The sequence below is a fragment of the Glaciecola sp. HTCC2999 genome, assembly GCF_000155775.1.
Classification (GTDB): Bacteria; Pseudomonadota; Gammaproteobacteria; order Enterobacterales; family Alteromonadaceae; genus Opacimonas.
Genome location: NZ_DS989810.1, coordinates 72,956 through 99,458, shown reverse-complemented (window position 1 = coordinate 99,458; position 26,503 = coordinate 72,956). Strand labels below are relative to the sequence as shown.

The 26,503-nt window shown below is 38.4% G+C and carries 23 protein-coding genes; 15 read left to right on the top strand and 8 right to left on the bottom strand.

The features are described from left to right. Positions 1-39: 39 nt before the first annotated feature. The 4 genes from rmf to G2999_RS12745 all read left to right on the top strand — a co-directional run bounded on the left by rmf (position 40) and on the right by G2999_RS12745 (position 1,644). Entirely contained in the window at positions 40-216 is a 177-nt protein-coding gene (rmf, locus tag G2999_RS00525; RefSeq protein ID WP_010177650.1) for a ribosome modulation factor, read from the top strand. 74 nt (positions 217-290) lie between these two features. Next, positions 291-803 (top strand): helix-turn-helix domain-containing protein, encoded by a 513-nt coding sequence (locus G2999_RS00520; protein ID WP_010177648.1) that lies wholly within the window; start codon positions 291-293, stop codon positions 801-803. Positions 804-841: 38 nt separating this feature from the next. Beyond that, positions 842-1,129, top strand: coding sequence for an IS3 family transposase (locus G2999_RS12750; RefSeq protein ID WP_198006070.1), 288 nt, complete (start codon positions 842-844; stop codon positions 1,127-1,129). After that, positions 1,129-1,644, top strand: a complete 516-nt coding sequence (locus G2999_RS12745) for an IS3 family transposase (RefSeq protein ID WP_010177646.1) — start codon at positions 1,129-1,131, stop codon at positions 1,642-1,644. Before G2999_RS12750 ends, G2999_RS12745 begins: the two co-directional genes overlap by 1 nt. A gap of 67 nt (positions 1,645-1,711) precedes the next feature. Here the strand turns inward: G2999_RS12745 and fabA are convergent, their stop codons facing one another. After that, positions 1,712-2,230 carry a bifunctional 3-hydroxydecanoyl-ACP dehydratase/trans-2-decenoyl-ACP isomerase gene (gene fabA, locus G2999_RS00510; RefSeq protein ID WP_010177644.1) on the bottom strand — a complete coding sequence of 173 codons (519 nt, stop codon included), beginning with the start codon at positions 2,228-2,230 and terminating at the stop codon, positions 1,712-1,714. 235 nt (positions 2,231-2,465) lie between these two features. On the opposite strand from fabA, the gene G2999_RS00505 reads away from it, so the two are divergent. Next, on the top strand, positions 2,466-2,717 hold the full coding sequence (locus G2999_RS00505; protein WP_010177642.1) for a hypothetical protein: 252 nt from the start codon (positions 2,466-2,468) through the stop codon (positions 2,715-2,717). Position 2,718: 1 nt separating this feature from the next. Here the strand turns inward: G2999_RS00505 and G2999_RS00500 are convergent, their stop codons facing one another. After that, positions 2,719-4,224, bottom strand: a complete 1,506-nt coding sequence (locus tag G2999_RS00500) for a cryptochrome/deoxyribodipyrimidine photo-lyase family protein (RefSeq protein WP_010177640.1) — start codon at positions 4,222-4,224, stop codon at positions 2,719-2,721. After that, positions 4,208-5,533: a DASH family cryptochrome gene (locus G2999_RS11480; RefSeq protein WP_010177638.1), complete on the bottom strand. Its 1,326-nt coding sequence runs from the start codon at positions 5,531-5,533 to the stop codon at positions 4,208-4,210. Before G2999_RS11480 ends, G2999_RS00500 begins: the two co-directional genes overlap by 17 nt. A 147-nt stretch (positions 5,534-5,680) precedes the next feature. Between G2999_RS11480 and G2999_RS00490 the strand changes: the two genes are divergently transcribed. The 10 genes from G2999_RS00490 (at position 5,681) to G2999_RS00450 (ending at position 16,819) form a co-directional block, all read left to right on the top strand. Continuing rightward, positions 5,681-7,144 (top strand): deoxyribodipyrimidine photo-lyase, encoded by a 1,464-nt coding sequence (locus tag G2999_RS00490; protein WP_010177636.1) that lies wholly within the window; start codon positions 5,681-5,683, stop codon positions 7,142-7,144. Then, on the top strand, positions 7,141-8,715 hold the full coding sequence (locus tag G2999_RS00485) for a cryptochrome/photolyase family protein (protein WP_010177634.1): 1,575 nt from the start codon (positions 7,141-7,143) through the stop codon (positions 8,713-8,715). The genes G2999_RS00490 and G2999_RS00485 overlap by 4 nt, the downstream gene beginning before the upstream one ends. Positions 8,716-8,718: 3 nt before the next feature. Next, on the top strand, positions 8,719-8,859 hold the full coding sequence (locus G2999_RS12740; protein ID WP_010177632.1) for a DUF2256 domain-containing protein: 141 nt from the start codon (positions 8,719-8,721) through the stop codon (positions 8,857-8,859). Positions 8,860-8,971: 112 nt separating this feature from the next. After that, the gene (locus G2999_RS00480) at positions 8,972-9,427 is read left to right on the top strand and encodes an SRPBCC family protein (RefSeq protein ID WP_010177630.1); all 456 of its coding nucleotides are present in this window, start codon (positions 8,972-8,974) and stop codon (positions 9,425-9,427) included. 264 nt (positions 9,428-9,691) lie between these two features. After that, positions 9,692-12,118, top strand: a complete 2,427-nt coding sequence (locus tag G2999_RS00475; RefSeq protein WP_010177628.1) for a TonB-dependent receptor — start codon at positions 9,692-9,694, stop codon at positions 12,116-12,118. 8 nt (positions 12,119-12,126) lie between these two features. Continuing rightward, entirely contained in the window at positions 12,127-13,167 is a 1,041-nt protein-coding gene (locus tag G2999_RS00470) for an ABC transporter substrate-binding protein (RefSeq protein WP_232222385.1), read from the top strand. Next, complete coding sequence (locus tag G2999_RS00465) at positions 13,149-13,928, top strand: ABC transporter permease (RefSeq protein WP_010177624.1); 780 nt, start codon at positions 13,149-13,151, stop codon at positions 13,926-13,928. Before G2999_RS00470 ends, G2999_RS00465 begins: the two co-directional genes overlap by 19 nt. Further along, positions 13,918-14,643: an ABC transporter ATP-binding protein gene (locus G2999_RS00460; protein ID WP_010177622.1), complete on the top strand. Its 726-nt coding sequence runs from the start codon at positions 13,918-13,920 to the stop codon at positions 14,641-14,643. The genes G2999_RS00465 and G2999_RS00460 overlap by 11 nt, the downstream gene beginning before the upstream one ends. A gap of 179 nt (positions 14,644-14,822) precedes the next feature. Next, complete coding sequence (locus G2999_RS00455; protein WP_010177619.1) at positions 14,823-15,983, top strand: porin; 1,161 nt, start codon at positions 14,823-14,825, stop codon at positions 15,981-15,983. A 170-nt stretch (positions 15,984-16,153) separates the two neighbouring features. Beyond that, entirely contained in the window at positions 16,154-16,819 is a 666-nt protein-coding gene (locus G2999_RS00450; RefSeq protein ID WP_029257294.1) for a response regulator transcription factor, read from the top strand. A gap of 5 nt (positions 16,820-16,824) precedes the next feature. On the opposite strand, the gene G2999_RS00445 is transcribed toward G2999_RS00450, so the two are convergent. From G2999_RS00445 to G2999_RS00425, 5 genes are all read right to left on the bottom strand, one after another. Beyond that, the gene (locus G2999_RS00445; RefSeq protein WP_010177615.1) at positions 16,825-19,362 is read right to left on the bottom strand and encodes a NahK/ErcS family hybrid sensor histidine kinase/response regulator; all 2,538 of its coding nucleotides are present in this window, start codon (positions 19,360-19,362) and stop codon (positions 16,825-16,827) included. Next, on the bottom strand, positions 19,355-20,497 hold the full coding sequence (gene nosP, locus G2999_RS00440) for a nitric oxide-sensing protein NosP (RefSeq protein WP_010177613.1): 1,143 nt from the start codon (positions 20,495-20,497) through the stop codon (positions 19,355-19,357). The genes G2999_RS00445 and nosP overlap by 8 nt, the downstream gene beginning before the upstream one ends. Positions 20,498-20,584: 87 nt before the next feature. Next, positions 20,585-22,678: a 4Fe-4S binding protein gene (locus G2999_RS00435; RefSeq protein WP_010177610.1), complete on the bottom strand. Its 2,094-nt coding sequence runs from the start codon at positions 22,676-22,678 to the stop codon at positions 20,585-20,587. 143 nt (positions 22,679-22,821) lie between these two features. After that, a complete protein-coding gene (locus G2999_RS00430) occupies positions 22,822-24,342 on the bottom strand; it encodes an aldehyde dehydrogenase family protein (RefSeq protein ID WP_010177608.1) in 1,521 nt (506 codons plus the stop codon). 285 nt (positions 24,343-24,627) lie between these two features. Beyond that, positions 24,628-26,415, bottom strand: coding sequence for a PQQ-dependent methanol/ethanol family dehydrogenase (locus tag G2999_RS00425; RefSeq protein WP_010177606.1), 1,788 nt, complete (start codon positions 26,413-26,415; stop codon positions 24,628-24,630). Positions 26,416-26,503 lie beyond the last annotated feature (88 nt).

Below are 26,503 nucleotides of genomic sequence, written 5' to 3'. Positions count from 1 at the left end.
GTCAGCAACATTTTTTATTTCGCAACAGAAGGTTAGAAAATGAAAAGACAAAAAAGGGACAAAGCGACACGCGCCCACTCAAAGGGTTATCAAGCTGGTATCGCTGGCCGAGCAAAAGAGAACTGTCCATTTCAAGCATCCGAAACCAGGTCAGAATGGCTAGGCGGGTGGCGAGAAGCTGTTGAAGATCGAATATCCACCTTTGGCATGCGATGACATATCACAGATATAAAAAAAGCTCCTTATTGAAGTGACCCCCGAAAGCTAGACAAAACCTTCGGGGGTTTTTTATGTACAAATCAAAATATCAACCAGCATTTAAAGTTATGTTGGCTCGATGCGCACTAAACGGCGACTCATCGTATTCTCTGGCCAAAGAGTACTATGTTTCCTCAAGCCAAATACGTTACTGGGCACAGATTTATTCTATACATGGTCCTAGCGGATTAATATCACCACTTATTGATGCTTCTGCCAGTATCAAACTGTCTATTCTTAATGCCATGCATGAAAATGCTTGGTCACTTGGATATACCAGTGCTACATTTAAATTATCTTCTCCAGGTATTTTATATCGTTGGCAACAAGACTTTGATGCTTATGGGTTATCTGGACTGCATCCCAAACCAAAAGGTCGAAAAGTGAAGCATAAAGCCGTAGGCAAACAAACGAAATCAATTCAAGCGATGACGGATAAAGAACTACGTGAAGAGCTCGAGTACCTACGTACAGAGAACGCTGTCTTAAAAAAGTTAGAAGCCTTAGCTCAACAAAAGCGCACTCAAACCAAGAAAAAGTCTTAGTCGCGATAGAGTTAAAGGCAAGGTGTAAGCTTCCGTTATTGCTAGAGATATTAGGTCTGGCACGCAGTGTATACTACTATCATGTTGCTAGAGTCAGTGCTGCTGACAAATATGCGGATGTCAAAGCATGTATAAAAACGATTTATCATGAGCACAAAGGGCGATACGGATACCGCCGCATAATGTATACGTTGAGACAACATGGTCACTATATCAACCATAAAACGGTGCAGCGTTTAATGCAGCAACTTGGATTGAAGTCTACCGTGCGACCGAAACGTTATAATTCCTATCGTCACGACGCAGACAATCCAAACAAGAGCTAATGAACCGTGATTTTGAAGCAACTCAACTCAATCAAAAGTGGGTTACAGACGTTACTGAGTTTAACGTTCACGGCCAGAAAGTGTATCTATCTCCGGTCATCGACCTGTATAATCGCGAAGTTATCGCGTATCGCACAGCTAAAAATGCTACTTTGCCACTAGTAAGTGATATGTTAAAAGATGCGTTAAACACTTTGGAAACGGATGATAAACCGATGTTCCATTCTGACCAAGGTTGGCAATATCGGCACAAAGGAATACAGCAAATGCTCGCAGATAAAAACTTAACGCAAAGCATGTCCCGTAAAGGTAACTGCTTGGATAATGCGGTCGCTGAAAGCTTCTTTGGTGTATTAAAAACAGAAATGTATCATAGACAGAAATTTAAAAACGCGGATGAACTCATTAAAGCAATTGATGAATACATCCATTACTATAACCACAAACGCATTAAGCTAAAACTAAAAGGCCTGAGTCCGGTAGAGTACCGAAATCAAGCCTTGAAAGCTGCTTAATAAAGTGTCCAAGTTTAAGGGGTCACTTCATATGGGAGCTTTTTTTATATCTGTGTTTAGTAAGTGATTAGAACGCGCTGGTGTCTTGGAATAAACCTACTTTTAGATCTTTAGCTACATATATCTCACGACCATCTACTTCTACTGAACCATCAGCCATACCCATGAATAATTTACGCTTGATCACTCGTTTCATTGTGATTTTATAAGTGACTTTTTTAGCTGTAGGTAAAATCTGACCGGTAAATTTGACTTCACCCACCCCTAAAGCGCGTCCTTTACCAGGGCCACCAGACCAACCTAAGAAAAATCCTACTAGTTGCCACATTGCATCTAAACCTAAACAACCAGGCATGACAGGGTCTCCAGGGAAGTGACAAGCAAAAAACCATAAGTCAGGATTCACATCTAGTTCAGCAATAATCTCGCCTTTGCCGTGCTCTCCACCATCTTCTGTAATAGAGACAATGCGATCCATCATTAACATGTTAGGGGCTGGAAGTTGGCTATTTCCTTCGCCAAATAGCTCACCTTGGCTACATGCTAATAATTCTTCTTTGGTATAACTATTTTGGTCTAATGTCATGATAATTTTTTTCCTTTTTATTGAGTGCGTAATTTAGCGAACACTTGTACGCTTAACAAGTCTGAACAGTTATTTTTCATGTATTTTTTACCTTTATCTAGGCAATTGTTGTGCATTGATTAAATTAAGTACAAAATAGCTTCATTATTTTTCGACAAGCATCAGCATAAGTTACACTTGTATAGTAAATAATTACCTATGACGTATGTCGTTCTTAAAATAGAAAGGAAAGAATATGCGCAAGAAAAATCCATATGCGAACGCTGAAAAACAGAAACGGTTTCGTGAAAAACAAAAAGCCTTAGGCAAAAAAATGGTGCGCGGTTATGTGACTCCCCAAGCATTAACATGTTATGAAGAAATCTTGGATAAAACCAGCTGGTCGGATTCTGAAGTATTATCAAATGCGTTACGCATAACCTATGCAGCCTACAAAAAAGGGCAGATACGTATGTTGAACCAATATTTAGAAGATAATGATTTATAGATTAGCGACTGACCGGTACGATGTGTTTTTTTAAAATTCGACGCGCATCTTTTGCAACATCTGGCCGTTTTTGAAATGACCACAATCTGTCTCTAGCCATTTTTGCAGCATCTTCAATATCAACGACGGGTGTTGGATATTCTCCAGCTTCATCAATTCCAAATAGTTGTCTTTCCATTGGACTAATAGCCCATGGAGTATGCACCATATCATCGGGGTATTCTCTCAGCTCAGGTACCCATTGTTTTATAAATCGACCTTGAGGATCTTTTTCTTGAGACTGTTTTATGGGGTTATATAATCTGATGGTGTTAGTTCCTGTCACGCCAGCTTGCATTTGAAATTGAGGATAGTGAATACCAGGTTCAAAATCTAAGAATTGTGCGGCTAAATGTTTAACGCCTAAACGCCAATCTAAATTAAAATGGTGTGATAAGACACTGACTAACATCGCTCGCATTCTAAAATTGATATAGCCAGTCGCAATCACCGCACGCATATTGGCATCCACTATGGGAATGCCAGTTGTTCCAGTCTTCCATGCTTTTAATCGGCGTGAGATCACATCTTGATCAATTTCATAGGGGTAAGCCTGATAAGCATGATTAACTGGTCTCATTTCCATTGCACATTCACTTTCAAACTTTTGAATAAAATGACAATGCCAATGCAGACGAGATACCATAGCAGATAATGCCCGTTTCCATCCCTGATAGTCAGCCTCATTCAGCGTATCCAGTTTTTGATAAGTTTGCTTGATGGTGATATTCCCCCAAGCAATATATGGCGATAGCCGGGTACAGCTTTTTCTAGATAACTCCGGGCTAGATATATGCCTAGCGTATGATTTACCACGTTGATCGAGGAATGAATAATAAGTATGCCATGCACGCTTTTCTCCTCCTATTTGAAAGTTAGGATGAGATTCAGACCATTGAGGAGTAGGTAACTCAATATCTTGAATAGCCAAAGCTTGGTGGGTTAACTGCTCCACCATTGTTTGACTTACAAATGGAATAGCAGCTAAATCAGGATCATCACAAGGTTTCTCCATCATTTCATGCCAATACTTTGACCAATCTTGCCGATGATTTAATCCACGACGTACTACAGAATAGGGCGTTTCAGTCCATTTAATATGGTGTTGATGAAAATATTGTTGCATGGCACGATCACGCACATAAGTGAGTTCAATGCCAATCTCTTCATGACTATACACATTACCGATATCACATTGACTCAGTAAAGTATCAAATACCGTTTGAACAGCTCCTTGTAATACCAAAACTTGAGTTTGAAATTCGCTTAATTGAGCTTGCAGATCTACTAATGATTGGACCACAAACCGCCAATGGCGTTCGGAGTAGTGGGGGTCATGGATAAGATCAGGCTCAAATATATATAATAATAATATCGGTCTTGGATTGTGCATCACGCGACACAAGGGTGCATGGTCACGTAAGCGTAAATCACGTTTAAACCAAACAATATCAAGTGCTGGGCGCATAGTCCGCCCAATATCCGATGAACTCACCATGTGGATCATAGGTTTGCGTTTGTTTGTTTAAATTAAATTGACGACACCCACGAGGATCACTCCCCACGCCGGCCAGGTATTGCCAGTTACCCCAATTACTAGCTGGATCAAAATCAATCAAAGCTTCTTCAAAATAAGCGGCGCCGTATTGCCAATCTAAGCCTAATTCATGAATAAAGCAGCTCGCGACTAATTGACGGCCACGATTAGACATAAACCCGGTATATTTTAACTGTCGCATACAAGCATTAATAATTGGGTAAGCGGTATCACCATTGACCCAATCTTCAAACACTTTTTTATTATGGAAACCACGTGGTGATTTTTGTTGGATCCCATTGCGATGGTATAACGCTTTGCCGTGTTTAAGTTGTTGCCATTGAAAAAATTCACGCCACAGCAATTCAAAGAATAACCAATAGGTTGAATCATTAGCACCATGTTGAGCTTCATATTCGGTTATAGCGGCGGCTACTTGTCTCGGAGAAATACACCCAGCAGCCAACCATGGTGAAAGCTTGCTAGAAAACTCCCATCCTTCTAAGCCGTTACGAGTTTCTTTGTATTCACTGAGTGCTTGTGTGCCGTAGGTATAATGATGCATTTGTTCCTTGGCTTTTAATTCTCCACCAATAAGACGTTGTACCGTTTCATTCTTGGCAAGTAGTTTTTTGTCACAGACTTGTATTGCAGGAAGTTCGTCTGGCATGTTTTGCTCGGCGACTACCACCGGTGGGAAAGAAACAGGTAATGCGTTATCAGGTAGCCGCGCTTCACAAAATTTTTCTACTTTGCGACGAAACGGTGAAAATACATCGGGTAGATTTTCAATACTCATGGGCAGATCATCAATATCATACAAGGTGTAACTGTTGGTATTAATGATAGTCTTGTTTGGATATTGTATTTTGAGTGCAGAGATTAGGTTGCGTTCATACACGCCCGTATGAAAGTGCTTACCAATATGGGTAAAATTGAACTGCGTATTTAGTTGTTCAATGATATCGAGTGGTTCACCATAATAAATATGCAATTGCTGACCGAAAGTGTGTAACTGTGATTGTAAATCATCTAACGCTTGACGGATAAAGCGATATCGATGTTGTCCCATATGACGCTGGTTAAACTGGCCTGCACCTTTCTTTTTCGTCGTTGAAAAATCCGCAGCATTAAAGATATATATGCAATGTAATTGGTCAATTTGTGCAATGGTCTGTTGCAATGGAAGGTTATCTGCTAAACGTAAATCATGTTCAAACCAATAAAGCCCGTTGTTCATAATACCCTCAAGAAAATATTTAGAAAACATCAATACGTTATGAGTGACTGAATAGATTGCTGTTTTTAATATTTATTTCATAGAATACTGAACAAAATCAGCCTTCAAGCAGTAAAAAAGGTATTGTTCATCCACTGATAATTATCTATGTCTCATCCTCTTGTGATCATGTGGTTCCGCCACGATTTGCGTCTTAATGACAACCCTGCCTTGTATCGTGCTATTGAGCTTGCTGGCGAGCATGGCACTGTATTACCTATCTTTATACATGACACCTCAGCGCCTGATTTAGCAAAGCTTGGAGAAGCATCGCAGTGGTGGTTGCATCAATCATTAGCGTCGCTGTCAGCCTCGACGGGTCAACATCTCCAGTTATTCCAAGGAGACCCTTTAGCCATCATCGAGTCGTTAATCAATCAGTATGACGCGACTCATGTCATTTGGAACCGCGGATATGAGCCATGGCAAATCACGCGTGATTCACACATTAAGGCGACATTAAAAGATTGTGTCGAGGTCTTATCCTGTAATGGACATTTGTTGTGGGAACCGATGCAGGTGCTCAAAAAAGACAATACGCCTTATAAAGTATTTACCCCGTATTATCGTAAGGGCTGTTTAACCCGCTCAGCGCCACGTTATCCTGAATCCATACCTGAACATCTACCCTGGGCAACGAGGATTAATTCGACAAATATCTTTGAGCCATTGACTTTAGATGAGTTGAAGTTAATGCCATCAATTCAATGGTACGACACAATAGCGGCACAATGGCAACCAGGAGAGCAGGGGGCTAAAGACCGCCTTGCTACATATATAGAAGAAGCAGCAGGGCGATATCGTGAGGATCGTAATTTACCTGCGGTTAAAGGTACATCTTTATTATCACCCCACTTACATTTTGGTGAGATCTCGGTCAACACAGTTTGGTACGCTATCAAGGATGCATTCAAAGATGATCCAGAAAATGAGCATGCCGACACGTATCTAAGTGAATTAGGCTGGCGTGAATTCAGTCACTACTTGTTATTTCATTTTCCACATATTCAAACCGAAAATTTCTCATCAAAATTTAATGTTTTCCCATGGCGTTCTTCTCCAGAAGAACTTAAAGCATGGCAGTTTGGTAATACAGGTATACCTATAGTCGATGCTGGCATGCGTGAGCTGTATCAAACAGGTTATATGCATAATCGAGTGCGTATGATTGTGGGATCGTTTCTAGTGAAAAACCTCTTGATTGATTGGCGTGAAGGAGAACGTTGGTTTTGGGATTGTTTGTTAGATGCTGATATGGCAGCAAATAGTGCATCATGGCAATGGGTTGCAGGCAGTGGTGCGGATGCATCACCGTATTTCCGAATATTTAATCCTATACTTCAGGGTGAGAAATTTGATAAGCAGGGTGACTATGTAAAGCATTACTGCCCAGAATTACGCCTATTACCGCCTAAATTTATTCATAAACCATGGGAAGCGCCTAGTAATATACTGCAAGCTTGTAATATTGTGTTGGGTCATAATTATCCTAAACCCATTGTTGATTTAAAGGTATCACGCCAGCGAGCGCTTGATGCGTTTGCAGTGACTAAAGAAGCCAATTCGATATGAGTGATAAATCATTGAAATCCCTCCGGTTGGTTTTAGCTGATCAGCTCACCCATACGGTCGCAGCGTTGCAAGGTATTGATGCAGAACATGATGTTATTTTATTAGCCGAAGTACGTTCAGAGGCTAGCTATGTTAAGCATCATAAAAAGAAAATTATTTATTTATTTTCAGCGATGCGTCACTTTGCCCAAGAGTTAATAGCGCTAGGCTATAAAGTTCATTACACACAATATCTTGATGACGATAATCAAGGCTCTCTAGAGGCGGAAGTGGCATATAGACTCAAACAGTATGACTGTGACCAAGTCATTTGTACTTTTCCTGGCGAGTACCGTGTTCACCAAGACATGCTTAGTTGGTCTGACACGTTGGGAGTTGATGTAGATATCCGTGCTGATGACCGTTTTATTGCCACTATTGAGGAATTTGCTCAATGGGCGGATGGCAAAAAGCAGTTACGCATGGAATTCTTTTACCGGGAGATGCGTCGAAAGCTTAACTGCTTGATCCAAGACGGTCAACCCGAGGGCGGTAAGTGGAATTATGACGCCGATAATCGTGCTAAATTACCCAAAGATATACATATTCCTAACAACACTCAGTTTGCACCTGATGACATTACCCAAACGGTCATTGAGTTAGTCAAAACCGAATTTAATGATCATTTTGGTGATTTTGCTGATTTCCATTACGGCGTAACACGAGAACAAGCATTTATCGTATTAGACGAATTTATCGCTGAACGTTTAGTGAATTTTGGTCAATTCCAAGATGCAATGGCCCAAGATGAGCCTTGGCTATTCCATTCACACATATCATTTTACCTCAATTCTGGGTTGTTGACTGCGCATGAGATCGTGGCACGTATTGAAGATGTGTATTACACCCATTTACATGACGATACATTACCTGCGATCCCATTAAACTCCGTTGAAGGCTTTATCCGTCAAGTTATTGGCTGGCGTGAGTATGTGCGAGGCTTGTATTGGTACAAAATGCCAGAATATGTTGAGCACAATCATTTAAATGCGCAAAGAGCATTACCTGATTTTTTTTGGACAGGCAAAACAAAGATGAATTGCTTATCTCAGTGTATTAAAGATACTAAAGAAAACGCATATGCCCATCATATTCAACGTTTAATGGTGCTAGGTAATTTTGCGCTGATTGCTGGTTTATCGCCAAAAGCAGTAAATGAATGGTATTTAATCGTCTATGGCGATGCGTATGAATGGGTAGAATTACCGAACGTATCAGGTATGGTGTTATATGCAGATGGTGGCATGCTCGCCAGTAAACCTTATGCAGCAAGTGGTGCATACATCAATAAGATGTCTAATTATTGTAAGCATTGCGAATATAAAGTCACCACCAAAACAGGTGAAGGGGCTTGTCCGTTTAATTATCTTTATTGGGATTTTTTATATCGTCATCGTGAATCATTAGCCAATAATCATCGTATGGGCATGATTTATCGCACGATGGATAAAATGGCGCCAGAAAAACTGAATAATGCCTTGGCCGATGCAGATACATTCTTAATAAAACTAGATAATAATGACATGGTCTAGTGGATGAAAAAATCTGAACTGCCATCAAAAATGTGTCCTGTGTGTGAACGTCCATTTAATTGGCGTAAAAAATGGGAAAAGAATTGGGAAAATGTGAAGTATTGCTCAAAACGGTGTGCGGGGAATAAGTCTAAGTCACGTTAAGTGTCTTCATATTACCTGGCATTAAAGTTCGCATAATGTATATTATGTTAAATTAAGTATAAAATGATAATATCTTTACTCTACACTCTTAATGATTAGATAAGGTTTCAATATGTTTGGTATTAATGTGAATCTCTCCTTAAACGTCCCCATTGATTATCTGTTTGAAGCTATCAGTGAGCATGGTGCTTATACTCGGTTTAAAGCTGTACGTTATGCAGCAGTTGTCGAGCCTGGTAATACGGAACATAATGGTTTAGGTGCGCTAAGAGAAATTCATGTCGGTCCATTACAATTTATGGAGCGCATTACCGTATTTGAACGTCCTAATCGTATGGATTACCATATTGAAGCAAGTAAACCAGTCAGTATGCAACATGATGTCGGCAGTATCATGCTAACCTCACTAAGTAATTCACAAACTCAAGTGATCTGGCAGTCACAAGGCCATATTAAGATCCCCTTACTTGGTTGGTTAATAGATAAAAAGTTCACCATTGATGGTAGCAAAGGATTTACGTCGATTTTGAAACAAATCGAGCGTGAATATATATCTCACAATACATAACCGACACAGAATTTCGACATATAGTGACAATATAGATGTTAAATGCCTATTTGCACTTCGCTGTCTATACCTTCACCATTAAATCATCTCATTCTTTATAAATAATTGACTCATACTTTAGAATGATAATGAACAGCAATAAATATTTAACCCCTTGTTTTTTAAGTATATTTTTACTTGTATTTATAAATCTCTATTTTGATTAGTATTTAAATTTCTATATTATTGAATTTGTTAATATTTTATTAAAAATGAGTGTATGTAATGCAAAAACGTTATCTTACCTGTTGTTTGTGTATCGCTTTTCAAATTAATGCTAAAACAACTAATGATAATTTTAATGATATCGATAAGATTGTCGTGGTTGGAGCAAACCCGCTAAGCCAACTAAGCGACACACGCTCTATTATTGGCCAAACGCAATCATTAGATAGTGACGCATTACATAAGCTCCCTAACCGCTCATTAGCTGAAATTTTACGTAATCAATTAGTTAGCGTGAATATTAATGATGTGCAAAATAATCCCTTCCAACCCGATGTGCAATATCGTGGCTTTACCGCATCCCCATTATTAGGTTTACCCCAAGGATTATCCGTATATTTAAACGGTACGCGAGTGAACGAACCCTTTGGCGACACAGTAAATTGGGATCTGGTTCCATTGGAAGCATTAGATAATGCAGTCTTGTTTTCAACATCCAATCCCGTATTTGGTCAAAACACATTAGGCGGTGCCTTAGCATTAAATACTAAAAACGGATTTACCTACGACGATACCGAGCTCAATGTCTCTATAGGTCAATATGGACGTGAAGAATGGTCATTACAAACTGGCGGTAATCAAGGCAATTGGGCGTACTATGCACTGGTTAATCAATATCAAGAAGATGGCTGGCGAGATTTTTCCCCTAGTGATGTGAAGCAATTATTCTCATCCTTATCTTATAAAAATGGGGAAACTCTTGTCGATGTGAGTTTCTTGCATGTCGAAAACGAATTATTAGGTAATGGTGCCATCCCAGAAGATTTACCGACTTTTGAGTCTCGCTCTTCCGTTTACACGCATCCTGATCAAACCAATAACGAACTTAATTTTGTCTCATTAAATATTAATACCGATATCAATGACTCATTGAATTTGGTTATTAATCTATTTGCACGTGAAAATACCACAACGTCTATTAACGGTGATGACAGTGATTTTGGGGCATGTGCCTTAGATACTGGTGCTATTACCTTATGTGAAATGGATGATGATGATGAAGATGTAGATATTGTCGACAATGCAGATAGCGATAATGAAATTGTCGACAATGAGGATGGCAACGACGATGACAGTATAATCCCTGACGCGGATGATTTTGAGATAGTGGAATTTGTTGGTTATGACGACTTGGCATTTAGTGATATTTCTTCCATTGATCCTAATGACGTTGACGGTACTTACAATACAGGTCGTGCAATCAACAGAAGCATGGGCGCAACGGCTCAACTGATCCATGAACATACTTTGTGGGGACAGCCCTCCACCACTATTTATGGTGGTGGAATAATTAAAGGTGATATCAGTTATGCGGCTGACACTACATTTGGTATCTTAGAAAATGAAACTGCAACAGATACTCGCACTGTTATTCCGATTGATGGGATCATGGATGCTGAAGCTAGAGTAAGACTCTTAGTTGATACTCAATCAGACTTCTTATACGTTTCTAATGTGAGTCAACTTACAGAAAATACAACGATAAATATGGCATTGCGCTACAACCGTGATCATATATTAATGAACGATACGTTGGCTGATGGTGAAGGCTCGTTAGATGGCGATCATAAGTTTATCAGCTTTAATCCTGCCATTGGTATGGATATACAAATCGATGACAATACTCGATTCAATGTGTCTTTAGCACAGTCGACTCGTGTCCCTAGCCCGGCAGAACTAAGTTGTGCTGATGAAAATGATCCATGCCGCTTACCTAATGGGTTTGTGGCCGATCCGCCACTTGAACGCGTGGTTACGCGTACCGTTGAGGCGTCACTTTCTGGACAACTAAATGCGCTAGCATATAATGCTACCGTGTTTGCTTCACACAGTTTGGATGACATTATTTTTCAGCAAGCTGGCACAACTTCATCGCGCGGATATTTCATTAATATTGATAAAACTCAGCGTATAGGCGCAGAGTTATCTGCTTCACGTCAATTTGAAAACTACTCATTACGCGGCTCTTATAATTATTTAGCGGCTACATTTGAATCACATTTCACCTCATTCAGCCCAATGAATCCATTAGGCCCAGATCGTGAAGTGACACCAGGTGATACCATACCAGGTCAGCCCGCCCATCAATTTAAATTAGCTGGGGAATACTTTATTTCGGATAATTGGTTAGCCGGTGTTCAGTTTATTTATGCCTCAAAACAATATTATCGCGGTGATGAAGCCAATGAAAATAAACAAATTGATGGGTATGGATTAGTTAATGCCTATTCTACCTATGATGTAACTGATCAATGGACGATTTCCGTCCGTGTAGATAATCTTTTAGATCATGAATACGACACCTTTGGTACCTATGGTGAAGCAGATGAAGTGTTAGAGGATATTTATCCGGAGATTGACTCGCCCTACTTCATTGGTGTTGGCCATCCGCGCATGATGTCAATTAACAGTCAATTTAGGTTCTAAGGGGAATGATGAATTCACTGAACCTGTGGCTAAGAGGAATATGTGTATTTATATGGCTCACCGTATGCTGTGGGTTCATCTTTGGACTTACTCCAAACCTCACCTACGCACAGACATCGAGCGAACTGCCGGTTCTTAAAGTCGGTGTCTTAAAGTTTGGCACGATCAATTGGCAGATGGATGTAATCAAACATCATAAGCTTGATATTCTCAATGGCTTCAAGCTTGAAGTACGTCCATTCGCCAGTAAAAATGCATCGGCTGTCGCGCTACAAAGTGGCGCAGTGGATATCATCATGACGGATTTGTTTTGGGTGAGCCGGCAACGCAGTCAGGGTAAACCCTATGTCCTTATGCCAACGGTAAAAGCAACAGGAGGTGTATATACAGCAACTAAGAACACCCTCGCTTCCCTATTTGATGGTCAACAACGCTCTATTGGAGTGGCGGGTGGTTCAGTCGATAAAAACTGGTTGCTCCTACAAGCCTATGCTAAACAACAGGGATTTGAACTATCGAAACACTTGAAGGCTAAATTTGCAGCTCCGCCACTTCTTAATCGCTTCATGTTAGCTGGTGAATTAGATGCCAGTATTAACTTTTGGCACTATAATGCACGTCTTGAGGCTGCTGGCATGCATGTCGTGCTTCCAGTAACAACCATGTTATCTACTCTGGGGATTACTACTGATATTCCATTATTAGGTTGGGTATTTGAAGAACAATTCGCGACAGAATCCGCCAAACTCTTAAAGAGTTTTATACATGCATCATTCGCTGCTAAACGTCAATTATCTGAAGATCCTAGTGAATGGGATCGGATTGCACATTTAACCAAAGCAGAAAATAATACTGTCTTTCACACTCTACAATCACATTACCCTAACACATTATTGACAACATTTACTCAGAGCGAGGTCAAAGCAACTCAGCAGCTATTTGAAGTTTATCAAGGGCTTGGTGGTCATGAACTCTTAGGTCAAGATACGTCATTTGATCCAAATATCTATTGGTCCGAGGCTAAGCAGATATGGCAAAATCAACAGTAAGCTCCGCGCAAGTTTCTTTGGTTGCTCGAACTACACTGATCAAAATTAGTGTGTTTTTGTGTTTATTGATAGGATGGCAATTACTAGCAATGGGATTAGACTCTCCTGACTTCCCATCATTTATCAATACACTGGCCGCTTTTCATTATCATGCGTCTCAAGGCGACTTGCTTAACAATGTTTTTATTACTGTGACCCGTGTTGGGATCAGTTTTACACTGGCCATGCTATTAGGTAGTGTCATGGGTATATTAATGGGAGCTAGAGCCTGGTTCAATATCATCACCGATAGTGTCTTAATCATATTATTAAATATACCTGCACTGGTGGTTATTATTCTCTCTTATATTTGGATTGGATTAGTTGAAGCGGCCGCTATCACTGCCGTGGTGATCAATAAAATACCAACAGTAGCGGTAATGTTGCGCGAAGGCGCTCGTACCACTGATCCTAAATTAACAGAACTGGCACGGGTTTATAATATTTCTTGGTTTCGTTATTTACGGTATATTTATTTGCCTCAACTTTATCCCTTCCTCTTAGCTGCTGCACGGAATGGTTTATCCTTAATCTGGAAAATCGTGCTAGTGGTGGAACTATTAGGTCGCAGTGATGGTGTTGGTTTTGCATTGCACAGTATGTTTCAATTTTTTGATATTGCAGGGATTTTAGCGTACACCATGGCCTTTATTACTGTGGTATTTTTAATTGAATTAGTCTGTTTCAAACCCTTTGATAAGCGAGTACAACGTGGACGATAAACCGGCGTTATCAATAAACATTAATCAGTTCGCTTTTGACCATGACAAGTACGTCATTGAGCATATAGAACTGGCTGTTCCAGAGCAGCAGTTGGTATGCATTATTGGTCCCTCTGGTTGTGGTAAAAGTAGTTTTCTTAACTGCGTTGCCGGTCTATACCCTAATAATAATGCGATACATGTAGAATATCCAAATGAAAAAAGACTCGCTTATATTTTTCAAGAACCGCGGTTATTACCATGGCTGAATGTCTACGATAACATTGCGTTAGTCACACCAAATGAAGTACCTGAGCAGATCTATCAGCTGCTTGCAGATGTTGGACTAGCAGAACATAGTCATTGTTACCCAAGTACATTATCTGGAGGAATGCAGAGACGCGCGAGTATTGCTCGTGCATTTGCAGTCAAACCCACTATTTTACTCTTAGATGAACCCTTTGTGTCACTCGACGCTCCCACTGCGCAACAATGTCGCGATGTATTACTCAAATTAGCAAAGCTACATCGCACGACTATCTTATTTGTCACGCATGATTTATCGGAAGCTTTGTATTTAGCCGATAATGTTTTATTTTTATCACATCGCCCATCAAGAATCGTTCATCAATATCAGCCCACACGTTCATCGAGTATTGAAGATAACAATATCAGTGAGATGAAAGCAGCTATATTACAGAGTCACCCCAACATACTATCAGGGAGTACTACTTAAATCATACAGTGTTTAGCTATTGAGAACTCGTAAAGTAGTAATTCCCTCCTCCTAAAGTCCTAGCGCTAAAGTGCATGTCTAAATAACCTTACAATTCCGTAATATGTGGAATTATGTCATGTTGATTTTCACAGTATTGTGTCATTTCAGTAACATAAAACATACATTAGGACGCAATTATGAAACATATTTTAACAAAAAGTTTAATCGCTACGGCTATATTAGCAAGTTCAACAGCTGCTAATGCTGCTGTTGAAATCTATAATAACGATGGTACAACATTCTCAGCTGATGGTTTAATCAACATCTTCTATGTTAATTCTAGTATTGATGCGACAGATGCCGCCGGCGATGTTACCAGTCGTGACCAATCTCGTGTAAAAATGGGTTTCTTACCGAATAATATTGGATTCGGCTATGGAAAGCAGTTAGATGATATGAAAATTGAAGTACGTTCTTCATTTTGGGTCAGTGTTAATGATACTGATTTAAACCGTGGTGCAAACGCATTAGGTACTAATTCATTGATTGATGTACGTCAATTCTATGCAAAATTATCAGGGGATTGGGGTTCTTTAACTTTAGGTAAAGACTTTGGTTTATTTAACCGTACCAACATCCTTGGTGATGAGTTATTGTTAGGCTACGGTCAAACATCTGATACCTTTGGTCTTGTTGATGGTGGTAATGTATCATTTGGTAACATTTCAACCGGTTATTCTTACCCGTTCCCGAAATCTCAAATTACTTATCGTACCAATGATATGAATGGTTTGAGTCTTGCTGTTGGTATTATGGATCCGAATAAAGCTGCTGCGGGTTCTTCTGAAGATACTCCTCGAATTGAATTTGAAGCAGTATATGCTGCATCAATGGATAGTATGGATGCAAAATTTTGGGTGAATGGCGTATCACAATCAAGTGAAGTCGAGGGTGTAGATCAAGATCAATCAGGTCTAGGCTACGGTGTTAATGTGAAATTTTCTGGTATATCACTCACTGCATCAGGATACTCTTCAGAAGGTCTAGGTCATGTTGCAGGCTTAGATCATGTCGTGGGTGCTGAATCAAATGAATCTGATGGTTATTTAGTTCAAGCCTCATATACTACAGGTGCCAATCGTTTTGTTATTTCTTCGGGTGAAACCGAAAATCTAGATAAGTCAGCACCCGCTGCTGGTGTGACGAAACACTCAAACTTCGCACTGGGTTATTTCAGAACAGTTCGTCCAGGCGTTATTTTAGTAGCTGAATATAATAATACAGAATCAGAAAATTCTGTATCTACGGTTGCAGAAGATAATGGTACTTTTTCAATTGGTACTGTTGTCACTTTCTAAGATAATTTATATTTAATATGAACATTGATAAATATAAATAAAATAATTATAGGGTGTCTTAATGGCACCCTTTTTATATTTTATCTATGATATTTAAGCGATTAAAAAGCACCGAAAGGAATTTAAATATGCTATCATCTGATCTGTTATTAAACTGTGAAAGTGATGTTATGTACAAGTTATTAATCGTAGACGACCACCCCATTTTTAGACAGGCAATTACAGGCATAATTGCGGACAAATTTACCGGTTCTTCTTGTATAGAAGCTGATTCAATTGAATCAGCCAAAACTTATATTAGTCAGCATACTGACATAGATTTAGTACTGCTAGATTTAAACATGCCCAGTACGTCTGGACTTAATGGTTTATTAGAGCTTAGAAACGAATACCCTAACCTACCCGTCGTAATTGTATCTGCGGAAAACGAAAAACAACAAATATTACAAACTATTTCTTATGGTGCTGTAGGCTTTATTTCTAAATCGTCTTTGGTTGATACTATTACCAGTTCGTTAGAATCTATTTTTAATGGTAATGTATGTTTACCATCTGATTTAATTCGCTCACCAATAAAACCACAAAGCACCGCAACAAATAAAGACTTTGAAATATTACCTGAAAAAATGCAATTATTAACGAGAAAAGAGTTAATGGTTTTAAAATATTTAACCCAGGGTGAAGCCAATAAGTATATTGCATATGAAATGAACATTTCAGAAACCACAGTTAAATCACATGTTTCATCAATATTAAAGAAATTGGGTGCTTCTAATCGAGTTAAAGTGGTTGTGGGTAGTGCTAATATTGATTTTGACCAATATTTAAAACGCTAGATTTTCTAACATAAACATTGTTGCATCGTCATACGTAATTTTAATGGTTTGACGGGTTTGTTCAGTAATATGATCCCATTTTGTTTACATTCTTCTTGAAGAGATTGAGAATAATTGGCCGAGATCATAATTGTTGGGATACTACTTTTTCGTTTTGTGGTTATTTCCTGGCTTACCATTATCCCCGTTTGTTCATTATCTAGATGATAATCTATAATTAATAGGTCACAATTTTCTTCTACACTAATACTATCTTCTAAAACTGCTAATGATGTCGCAACCTCTACCTCGCAACCCCATGCACTGAGTAATACATCCATTGCATCGCAAATGTTAGGATCATTATCAATGACCCATATCCGAGCACCATTAAGCGATTGAGGCTGAGATGGTTCAGATACTGAGTGTTGATAATATTCTGAGGATGATACGATGGGTAGGCTTACAGAAAAACACGAACCCTGACCTAGCTTTGAAGTCACATCAATATCATGTTCTAAGACTTTCGACATTTTATCTACGATTGCTAATCCTAAACCTAAACTTTGTTGAGCTTGGACAGTGCCCTTTAGACGTTTAAATTCTTTGAATATTTCTTGCAAGTCTTCTTGTGCAATGCCTACGCCAGTATCTAAAACTTGTATTTCAACTTTGTTACCACGACGACGACAACCTAGTGTTACTTTTTTTCCTTTAGCATAGCGAATAGCATTGGATAAGTAATTTCTTAAAATCCTCGCAAGTAATAAACTATCTGACTTGACATATAATTGAGTAGGTATAAACGTAAATTCCACATCATGTACATAAGATATTTTTTCATAATCGGCGGAGATATTGGATAACAGAGAGTTAAGTGGGAACACTTGAATATCAGGTTTGATTAAACCCGCATCTAATTTAGAAATATCAACTAAAGTAACAATTAAGTTTTCTAAATCATTTAATGAACTTTTAATAGAATTTAATAAAGGTTTTTCTGATGTTTTGAAATCGCCAAACAATGAAGCTGCAAATAACTGTGCCGCATTTAAGGGTTGTAACAGATCATGGGAAACTGCCGCAAGGAATTTAGATTTTGATTCTGTCGCTTCTTTTGCCGATATGATTGCCTCTGACAAACGTTCTTGAGCTTGTTTACGGCTCTCTACTTCACTTTCTAATGCCCGCGTTCTAATTTGTACTCGTTCTTCTAATTCAAAGTTTGCACTCTGTAATGCTTGTGCCGCATTAATACGATCAGTAATATCATTGATTAATACAAAAAAACCATCGATAGAGCCGTTATTATTGACGTTGGGTACATAAGATTTCTGCAAATAACTTTGTTGACCGGTGACACTGGTTTCTTTACTTTCAAAAGAGACCACTTCACCATCAAGTGCGCGATTAACAAAAACTGATATCCGTTCCCAATCGTCAAATAAATTACTTGCCTCTAGATCTTGACCAATTAACTCCTGTCCAGGATCACCATACCATTGGTTATATACTTTATTAGTGAACATAAATTGCTTTTGTTTATTTACATAAGCAATCATGGCTGGGACGTTATCCGTTATGGTTCTAATCCAATTTTCACTTTCTCGTAAAGATTGTTCATAGCGATGCTGTTCGGTAATATCGGATATAGTAATAATACTTCTTCCATCACTGATAAAATGCCGACGTACTTCAATCACATTACCATTAGTTAATTCTTGGATATGAAAATTCATCTCGCGTGAAGGGTATAAAAAAACCTCTGTAATATTATTAAATTCATGTAACTGTGACACATTCTGTATATTCTCATGTGATAATTCACAAAAATGCTCAAACTTAGCATTCCAAACTTCCGGTGCTTCATTATTATTAAGTAACAATACACCTTGTGAAAGATTATCAATAAGATTTTGTAGGAGCGTATTTTTTTGCGCGATTGCTCTTTCATAACGCCGTGTCTCTGCAAGCTTGATGTGAGTAATATCAGTAAATAGTAACACCATCCCTCCATCTTGGATGCGCTTTTCATTTAACTGATACCAACGATTGTTATTTAAATGGTATACCGCATTATTTTCATCACTATTGGGGGTGACACTTAAGATGATCCCTTTTAACTTACCAAGTGCCTTTAGCTCATAATAATTAGAGCCCACTAAAGAACTTAATTCGGTATTTTTCCATAATCTCTTAAAGTGGTTATTCTGATATACAATGTCACCTTGGTCATTGAGTAAGACAAATGCTTCTGAAATACTCTCAATCGCGTCAATAAAACGTTGACGAAATAAGTTTGCATCTTGGTTTGCTTTAGAGAGTTGCTGATTAAGAGCTTGTAAATCAGCAAGCGCTTGATTTAATTCATGGGTTTTTAAATTAACTTGAAGCGCTAAATGCACCGAACTTTCAAAGGAAGCATATGCCGCGTTATTATCATGGCCCTCTTCAATTCTAAAAATCAATGCATTATTAATTTTTTGTAACTTTTCATTTTCAGCTTTGAGCGCAGCTATTTCGGCTTGAGCGTCAATATATGATTCTTGCTTTGGCTTATTCATAAGGTTCCTGGCTTATGTACACGCCCGTAAATGTTTGATTTAAATGTAAGCCATTAATATGTTCACCATATGCATTAAAACCTACCAATTTAAATTGTTCTTGTATTTGTTGAGTTTCGTTTGATTGTAATTTTGAATCGACTTCTAAACGTCTTAAAAAACAGTCACACCCCATCACTACATGCGGTTTACCAAGACTAGATTTGATGTGTTCTAGTTTCTGTAATAAAGGTTGGTTGATATCAAGTAATTCAACCTCGTTGAGCACAATACCAATATCAACTGCACAATAAAAAGATAAAGAATAAAAATCTTTATTCACTCGCTGTATGGAACGAATATAATAATTACCCGCAATTTTCACTGCTACTGGATGTAAAGAAAATACCTCATGTTCCAAATCATTGACATCTAAACCTAATAAATCAGCATATACCGATGCAGCAGGCTCTCCGTTAATCTCAAAGACTTGTCGAGTGTTAGGATCTGCATCTGTTACCACTAATTTACTTAAGGAATTTTTAACATGATCAACTGAAAAAACGGAAAATTTTTGTACCGTATTAATTAACATAATGATGGCGGCTGAATTTCGGAATCGACCATTATAAAATACATATGTCTTATTTAGGTTAAGACCATCACCTGCAGAACCGCCAAAATGAGGTAAACCTTCACTGCAGCTATCAAAAGTAATTAAGAAATCCTCTTCTTTCGATGCTAAACCGTCAACTAGAGAAAACAGAAAACTTTGAGTTGCTAATGGTGCGATCGCTTTAGGTTTCATTTTGTCTTTAAGCGTATTCATGATCTTCTGTGCATCTAATAAATTAAATGACGTCAAGTTTTCTACTAATGTTGTTTGAATTGCAAAATGACTATCATGATAAGCCAACACAACTATCGAATTATTTTCATACCCTTGTGCTGCAAACTCTCCAGCAGTTGTACATCCTACACATTCATGTTCAGGAAAATGATGATTAATATTATAAGCTAGTGAATCTAATTCATAAGAAGATGAACAATAAAAAATAAGTGTACTGACTTGCTGTAAATTTATTTGAGCTTTTAATTCTAAACACGCAATGTGAGGGTCATTAGCATGTGTAATAGCAGTAGTACTGATTGACATTTTTTCTAATTATACTTGTATGATTAAGTTGTAAATATAAAGTAAATCAAATGCTATTAAATTACTACTTTAGTATGGTTTATGAAGTTATATCGGCTTAACGGTTATAACACCGTTTGCTGGTCGCCGAGATGAGCCCTTTTTACCTTTGTATTTATCAATCACACAAATATTTGGATTTTCAATTGTTACCACACATTCGAGACATTGAATACATTCACCATAATCAATTTCACCCGTCGATTTGATTGCATCTATCTCACATTTTTTTGTTTTACATAACTGACAAGGAGAACCACACTCATCACGGCGTCTTAGCCATTTAAATAAAGGGAAACGACCTAATATCGCTAAGCCAGCACCTAATGGACATAAATAACGACAGTACACTTTATGAATTTTCATACTTAACAGCAGTAACAACACCGCATAAATAACAAATGGCCATGTTCTAACAAAATGTAATGTAATAGAGGTCTTAAACGGTTCTATTTCAGCTAGTTGCTCGGCTATATTTAACGAAATGAAAGCACTGCCCACTAATCCAACTAAAATGACATACTTAAGAGATTGACCCAGTTTATGATGTTGCGGTTTAATCTTAATTTGTTTGATTGAGAGTTTTTTAGCCAGCATTCCAGCAAACTCTTGTAACGCACCAAAAGGACATAACCAACCACAATATAAACCTCGTCCAAACAAAAATAAACTGACAAAGACAAAGACCCAAAGAATGAATATTACAGGATCTAGTAAGAACACTTCTATTTTAAAGCCATTATATAGCGCTAATAATAGCGTATATATATTCACAACAGATAACTGTCCTTGTGCATAAAATCCAATGAAACATAATACAAAAATTAAAGATACGCCTCTTACCCAATGTGTTGCCTGCTCATGTTTAACCAATGCGGTTTGTTTAATAAACATCACTGTTAACCCAATAAGATATAAACAGATAATCGCGATGATCCACGTTCGATCAAACCAAATCCGCATCCACAATGGCATTGGTTCATCGACAATGGCATCTGGATTTAGCATAAATAAGGATTCTGGTAATGTCACAGATAAAGGAAAGATATGCTGTTGGATGTCAAAGAATGACGCCTTGTAGTTGATGCCCATACCAAATGTCATTTCACGACTCAGTTCAAAGCCTGATTGTGATTTTAAACGTAAAATATGAATATCTTTATAATCAGGTAATTCAGTTATATAAGAAGGGTCATAAAAACTATAGAAATCAATATCACGTAAGTCGGTAGGAAAACCACTTTGAGTTAATGATAAGTTAGATGGTGGCGTCTGTGGAACAAACTCATTATTCACGTAAGAATAATCTCCGTTACTGAGCATCAATAACGCATGCTCACCCGGCTTAAGATTTTCTTGTAAACGAGCGAACTCATCTTCTCCTAGTAGATTTTTACCCACTAATGGAATATTGATGAATGCCATATACATATCGATAAAATAATCACTTTTTTTATCGATATCGTCAATGACAGCAACCACTTCACTTTTAAGTTGGGTGGTTATTTCAATATCGGTATAAGGTATTTGCCAATGTGTAATTAACCCACGCTCTACTAGTTGATCAAAGTTCAACGGTTCAAAATTTTCCGCCTCAGGTTTTAGTATTTTATTGCTTGGGGCAACAAAGCCATCTAATTTAGCGCGGGCCACCTTTAGAGCCGAGGTCACAATAGTATCATTGACCACTAAAACGGATACCGTCGCTCGTGTAATGCCATCAAAATAAGTCGCAGTTGGTGAGCTTCTATCATCACTGCCAATGATATAGCGTTCACGTATTGAATGGTTTTTATATTGTTCAACAAATTCAAAAAAAGGACCTTCACCTAAACCATGTAAAAATATAGGCTCGTTATGTTTAATAACTTTAAGTCCCAATAATAAACCTTGAGGATCCAACCCGATTAAAATATTGATGGGTTCGCCAGAAAATCCCATAAAATTAGCAAAATGCTGGCTTTCAAATGCGTAGCCCAATAATTCATTGAGTTGGTATATAGGAATAACAGGAATGTCAGGGTCAAGTTCACCAATTCGTGTGGCAGTAGGAAATATCTCATCAATTGCAGTGGGAATATCAGTCACATCCCCTTCTTTACTCAATGCAGGATGTAAAGTAAGCGAAACAACAAAGAACATTATCCATACACAGAATCGAATTGTAGTTGCAAATCTGAACATGGATAATGACCTCTAAATATAAAAGACGGCGCTTAAAAAAAATGGTGACGTTCATTAGATAAACGTCACCATTCGACACACATTATTTAATGTAAATCGACTTAGAAAAAGCCAAGTGGATTAATGTCGTAGCTGACTAATAGATTCTTAGTTTGCTGATAATGATCAAGCATCATTTTATGTGTTTCACGACCAATACCTGACTTCTTATAACCACCGAATGCAGCATGTGCTGGATATAAGTGATAACAATTTGTCCATACACGTCCGGCTTCAATCTTACGACCAACACGGTAAGAACGATTAGCATCACGTGTCCATAAACCAGCACCTAAACCAAATTGGCTATCATTAGCAATAGCAAGCGCTTCTTCTTCAGTCTTGAACGTTGTTACAGCGATAACTGGACCAAAAATTTCTTCTTGGAAAACACGCATGGTGTTATTACCTTTTAAGATAGTTGGCTGAACATAATAACCAGAATCTAAATCATCATTTAATGACTCTTTTTCGCCACCGGTTACAACTTCTGCACCTTCATTTCGACCGATATCAATATAAGAAAGAATCTTTTCATATTGTTGACCAGAAGCCTGAGCACCCACCATAACATCCGTATCGAGTGGATTACCGCGAACAATCGCTTTTGTTTTTGCTAAAACACGTTCCATAAATTGATCATATATGCTTTCTTGGATAAGTGCGCGAGATGGACAAGTACATACTTCACCTTGGTTAAAGTAACCTAACACAAAACCTTCAGCACATTTATCAATGAACGCATCTTCTTGATTCATGATATCTTCAAAGAAGATATTCGGTGACTTACCACCAAGCTCTACAGTTGATGGAATTAAGTTTTCGGCAGCACACTTTAAGATATGCTCACCTACTGGAGTAGAACCTGTAAACGCAATTTTAGCGATTCGAGTTGAAGTCGCTAACGCTTCGCCCGCTTCTTTACCAAAACCATTAACTACATTCAAAACACCAGCAGGGATTAAATCACCAATAATTTCTAACAAGACCATGATACTTGCAGGAGTTTGTTCTGCAGGTTTAAGAACAATGGTATTACCTGCAGCAAGTGCTGGTGCTAATTTCCAAGCAGCCATCAATAATGGGAAGTTCCATGGGATGATTTGCCCTACTACACCCATAGGTTCATGGAAATGATAAGCCACTGTGTTTTCGTCAATTTCAGACATATTGCCTTCTTGAGCACGAATACAACCTGCATAATAACGGAAGTGGTCCACACATAAAGGAACATCCGCGTTTAAAGTTTCACGAATAGCTTTACCATTATCCCATGTTTCAGCCACAGCTAAAATTTCAAGATTTTCTTCAATACGATCGGCTATTTTAAGTAACATGTTAGAACGTTCAGTAACAGATGTTCTACCCCAAGCATCTCTAGCGGCGTGAGCTGCGTCTAAAGCTAATTCAATATCTTCTGCAGTTGAACGAGCAATTTGACAGATATCACTACCATCCACAGAGGTAGTATTTGTAAAGTATTCACCTTTAACTGGGGCAACCCACTCACCACCAATATAATTGTCATACTTAGCTTTGAATGAAAAGATAGAGCCTTCACTCCCTGGATTTGCATAAATCATAAACACCTCGGTTATCGTTATGGTTAGGCTGTGGATAGATAAACAACCTAAGTGAAAAACATCAATCAGCTGCATGACTGGTTGATAATTTAAAAATTACTTTAGATATATTGCGCTTGTTATCCAAACACTACTATTACTCGATGGGTTTAAAAACTTCCTACTTTGGGATGATTTTTTAACATTTATGTAATAAATATTGCTTGGGTAAAACATAAAAAAAACCTCGATAGAAAATCAATTTCATACCGAGGTTTTGATAGTTGTAGCTATTACTTTATTAACTTAGTTTTGTGCTAGTTGAGCAAACTTTTTAGGCAATTTAAATGTCCAAACGCTACCACCTTGGTTAAGGTCTTTAACACGTTTTGCAACATCGCCGCCCCATAATGGTACCGCACCACCCCAACCAGATAAGACTGAGATATATTGCTCACCATCCATTTCCCAAGTTACAGGGGACCCAACGATACCTGAACCGGTGTTAAACTTATAAAGTTCCTCACCTGTTTTAGCATCAAAAGCGATTAAATAACCTTCAGGGTTACCTGTAAAGACTAAATTACCAGCTGTTGCTAATACACCACCCCATAAAGGAGCATAGTTATTATAGCGCCATACCGTTTCACCTGTTTTAGGGTCAATCGCACGTAAAACACCAATATACTCATCTTTTAATGCTTTGATTGTGAAACCAGCTCCTAAATAGGCAGCACCTTTTTTATATGCTGTTGGCTCATTCCAGATTTCCATTTCCCACTCATTTGATGGTACATAGAATAATCCAGTGTCTTGGCTGAATGCCATTGGCATCCAGTTTTTACCACCTAAGAAAGAAGGTGCTGTTACCACTGAGTCCCCTTTTTTACCATCACTAGAGGCTGCAGGATTACCTGGACGATTAGAATCATCATAGATAGGTGAACCATCTTCATTTAAGCCTTTAGCCCATGTGATTTTATCAACAAATGGGAAACCACGGATAAAGTCACCATTTTCACGGTTTAAGACATAAAAGAAACCATTTCGATCGGCGGTAGCGGCTGCTTTAATCGTTTTACCTTGTTCTTGGTAATCAAATGAAACAACTTCGTTAACACCATCGTAGTCCCAACCGTCATGTGGTGTGGTTTGGAAATGCCATTTAATTTTACCTGTATCAGGGTCAATAGCTAAACGTGAAGATGAGAAGTAGTTATCACCTGGACGTAAGTGTGAATTCCATGGCGCAGGGTTACCGGTACCAAAGAATAAAGAATCAGTATCGGCATCATAAGTACCACCTAACCATGGTGCAGCACCTCCTGATTTCCATAAGTCCGCTGGCCAAGTTTTACCAGGCGCACCACCAGAAATACCATTTTCAATTTTCTTACCGTCTTTGACAATGTACCCCATATGGCCTTCAACAGTCGGACGCTCCCAAACTAATTTACCATTTGATGCGTCATAAGCACGTACTTTACCTACGATACCAAATTCACCACCAGCGATACCCGTAATGACCTTACCTTTTACTACGATGGGAGCTGCTGAAATTGAATATCCAGCTTTATAATCTTCAACTTTCTTTTTCCAAACAACCTTGCCCGTATCTTTATTCAACGCAACTAATTTTGCGTCTAACGTGCCAAAAATGACCAAATCACCGTATAACGCAACACCACGGTTAATCACGTCACAGCAAGGCATGATGCCATCGGGTAATCGTGCTTCGTATTGCCATAACTCATCACCCGTACGCGCATCAATTGCAAATACACGAGAGTATGAACCGGTGATATACATCACGCCATCTTTGATCATAGGTTGTGATTCTTGACCACGTTGCTTTTCACCGCCTAATGAGAATGCCCAAACAGGACGGATATCTTCGACTGTTTGAGTATTGATTGTGTCTAACGTACTATAACGTTGACCGTGTAAACCCAAGCCATTGGTAACGACTTCGTTCGTTGTTAGATGATCATTTACAATATCATTGTCAGTGACTTGCGCATTTACTGAACCAGCGAATGCGAAAGACACTAATACTGATAAAGAAAGTGCTTTTGCTTTACCTTTATTTAACATTCTCATTTCCTCATGAAAGTTATTGTATGTACACGTGTTCTGCTTACATGCCATTAACAACGTATAAAATATGTTAATGCCAAGTTAA

Coding starts and splice junctions, on each gene's coding strand:
- rmf (WP_010177650.1), top strand. CDS start 40: ATGAAAAGACAAAAAAGGGACAAAGCGACACGCGCCCACTCAAAGGGT.
- G2999_RS00520 (WP_010177648.1), top strand. CDS start 291: ATGTACAAATCAAAATATCAACCAGCATTTAAAGTTATGTTGGCTCGA.
- G2999_RS12745 (WP_010177646.1), top strand. CDS start 1,129: ATGAACCGTGATTTTGAAGCAACTCAACTCAATCAAAAGTGGGTTACA.
- fabA (WP_010177644.1), bottom strand. CDS start 2,230: ATGACATTAGACCAAAATAGTTATACCAAAGAAGAATTATTAGCATGT.
- G2999_RS00505 (WP_010177642.1), top strand. CDS start 2,466: ATGCGCAAGAAAAATCCATATGCGAACGCTGAAAAACAGAAACGGTTT.
- G2999_RS00500 (WP_010177640.1), bottom strand. CDS start 4,224: ATGCGCCCAGCACTTGATATTGTTTGGTTTAAACGTGATTTACGCTTA.
- G2999_RS11480 (WP_010177638.1), bottom strand. CDS start 5,533: ATGAACAACGGGCTTTATTGGTTTGAACATGATTTACGTTTAGCAGAT.
- G2999_RS00490 (WP_010177636.1), top strand. CDS start 5,681: ATGTCTCATCCTCTTGTGATCATGTGGTTCCGCCACGATTTGCGTCTT.
- G2999_RS00485 (WP_010177634.1), top strand. CDS start 7,141: ATGAGTGATAAATCATTGAAATCCCTCCGGTTGGTTTTAGCTGATCAG.
- G2999_RS12740 (WP_010177632.1), top strand. CDS start 8,719: ATGAAAAAATCTGAACTGCCATCAAAAATGTGTCCTGTGTGTGAACGT.
- G2999_RS00480 (WP_010177630.1), top strand. CDS start 8,972: ATGTTTGGTATTAATGTGAATCTCTCCTTAAACGTCCCCATTGATTAT.
- G2999_RS00475 (WP_010177628.1), top strand. CDS start 9,692: ATGCAAAAACGTTATCTTACCTGTTGTTTGTGTATCGCTTTTCAAATT.
- G2999_RS00470 (WP_232222385.1), top strand. CDS start 12,127: ATGAATTCACTGAACCTGTGGCTAAGAGGAATATGTGTATTTATATGG.
- G2999_RS00465 (WP_010177624.1), top strand. CDS start 13,149: ATGGCAAAATCAACAGTAAGCTCCGCGCAAGTTTCTTTGGTTGCTCGA.
- G2999_RS00455 (WP_010177619.1), top strand. CDS start 14,823: ATGAAACATATTTTAACAAAAAGTTTAATCGCTACGGCTATATTAGCA.
- G2999_RS00450 (WP_029257294.1), top strand. CDS start 16,154: ATGTACAAGTTATTAATCGTAGACGACCACCCCATTTTTAGACAGGCA.
- G2999_RS00445 (WP_010177615.1), bottom strand. CDS start 19,362: ATGAATAAGCCAAAGCAAGAATCATATATTGACGCTCAAGCCGAAATA.
- nosP (WP_010177613.1), bottom strand. CDS start 20,497: ATGTCAATCAGTACTACTGCTATTACACATGCTAATGACCCTCACATT.
- G2999_RS00435 (WP_010177610.1), bottom strand. CDS start 22,678: ATGTTCTTTGTTGTTTCGCTTACTTTACATCCTGCATTGAGTAAAGAA.
- G2999_RS00430 (WP_010177608.1), bottom strand. CDS start 24,342: ATGATTTATGCAAATCCAGGGAGTGAAGGCTCTATCTTTTCATTCAAA.
- G2999_RS00425 (WP_010177606.1), bottom strand. CDS start 26,415: ATGTTAAATAAAGGTAAAGCAAAAGCACTTTCTTTATCAGTATTAGTG.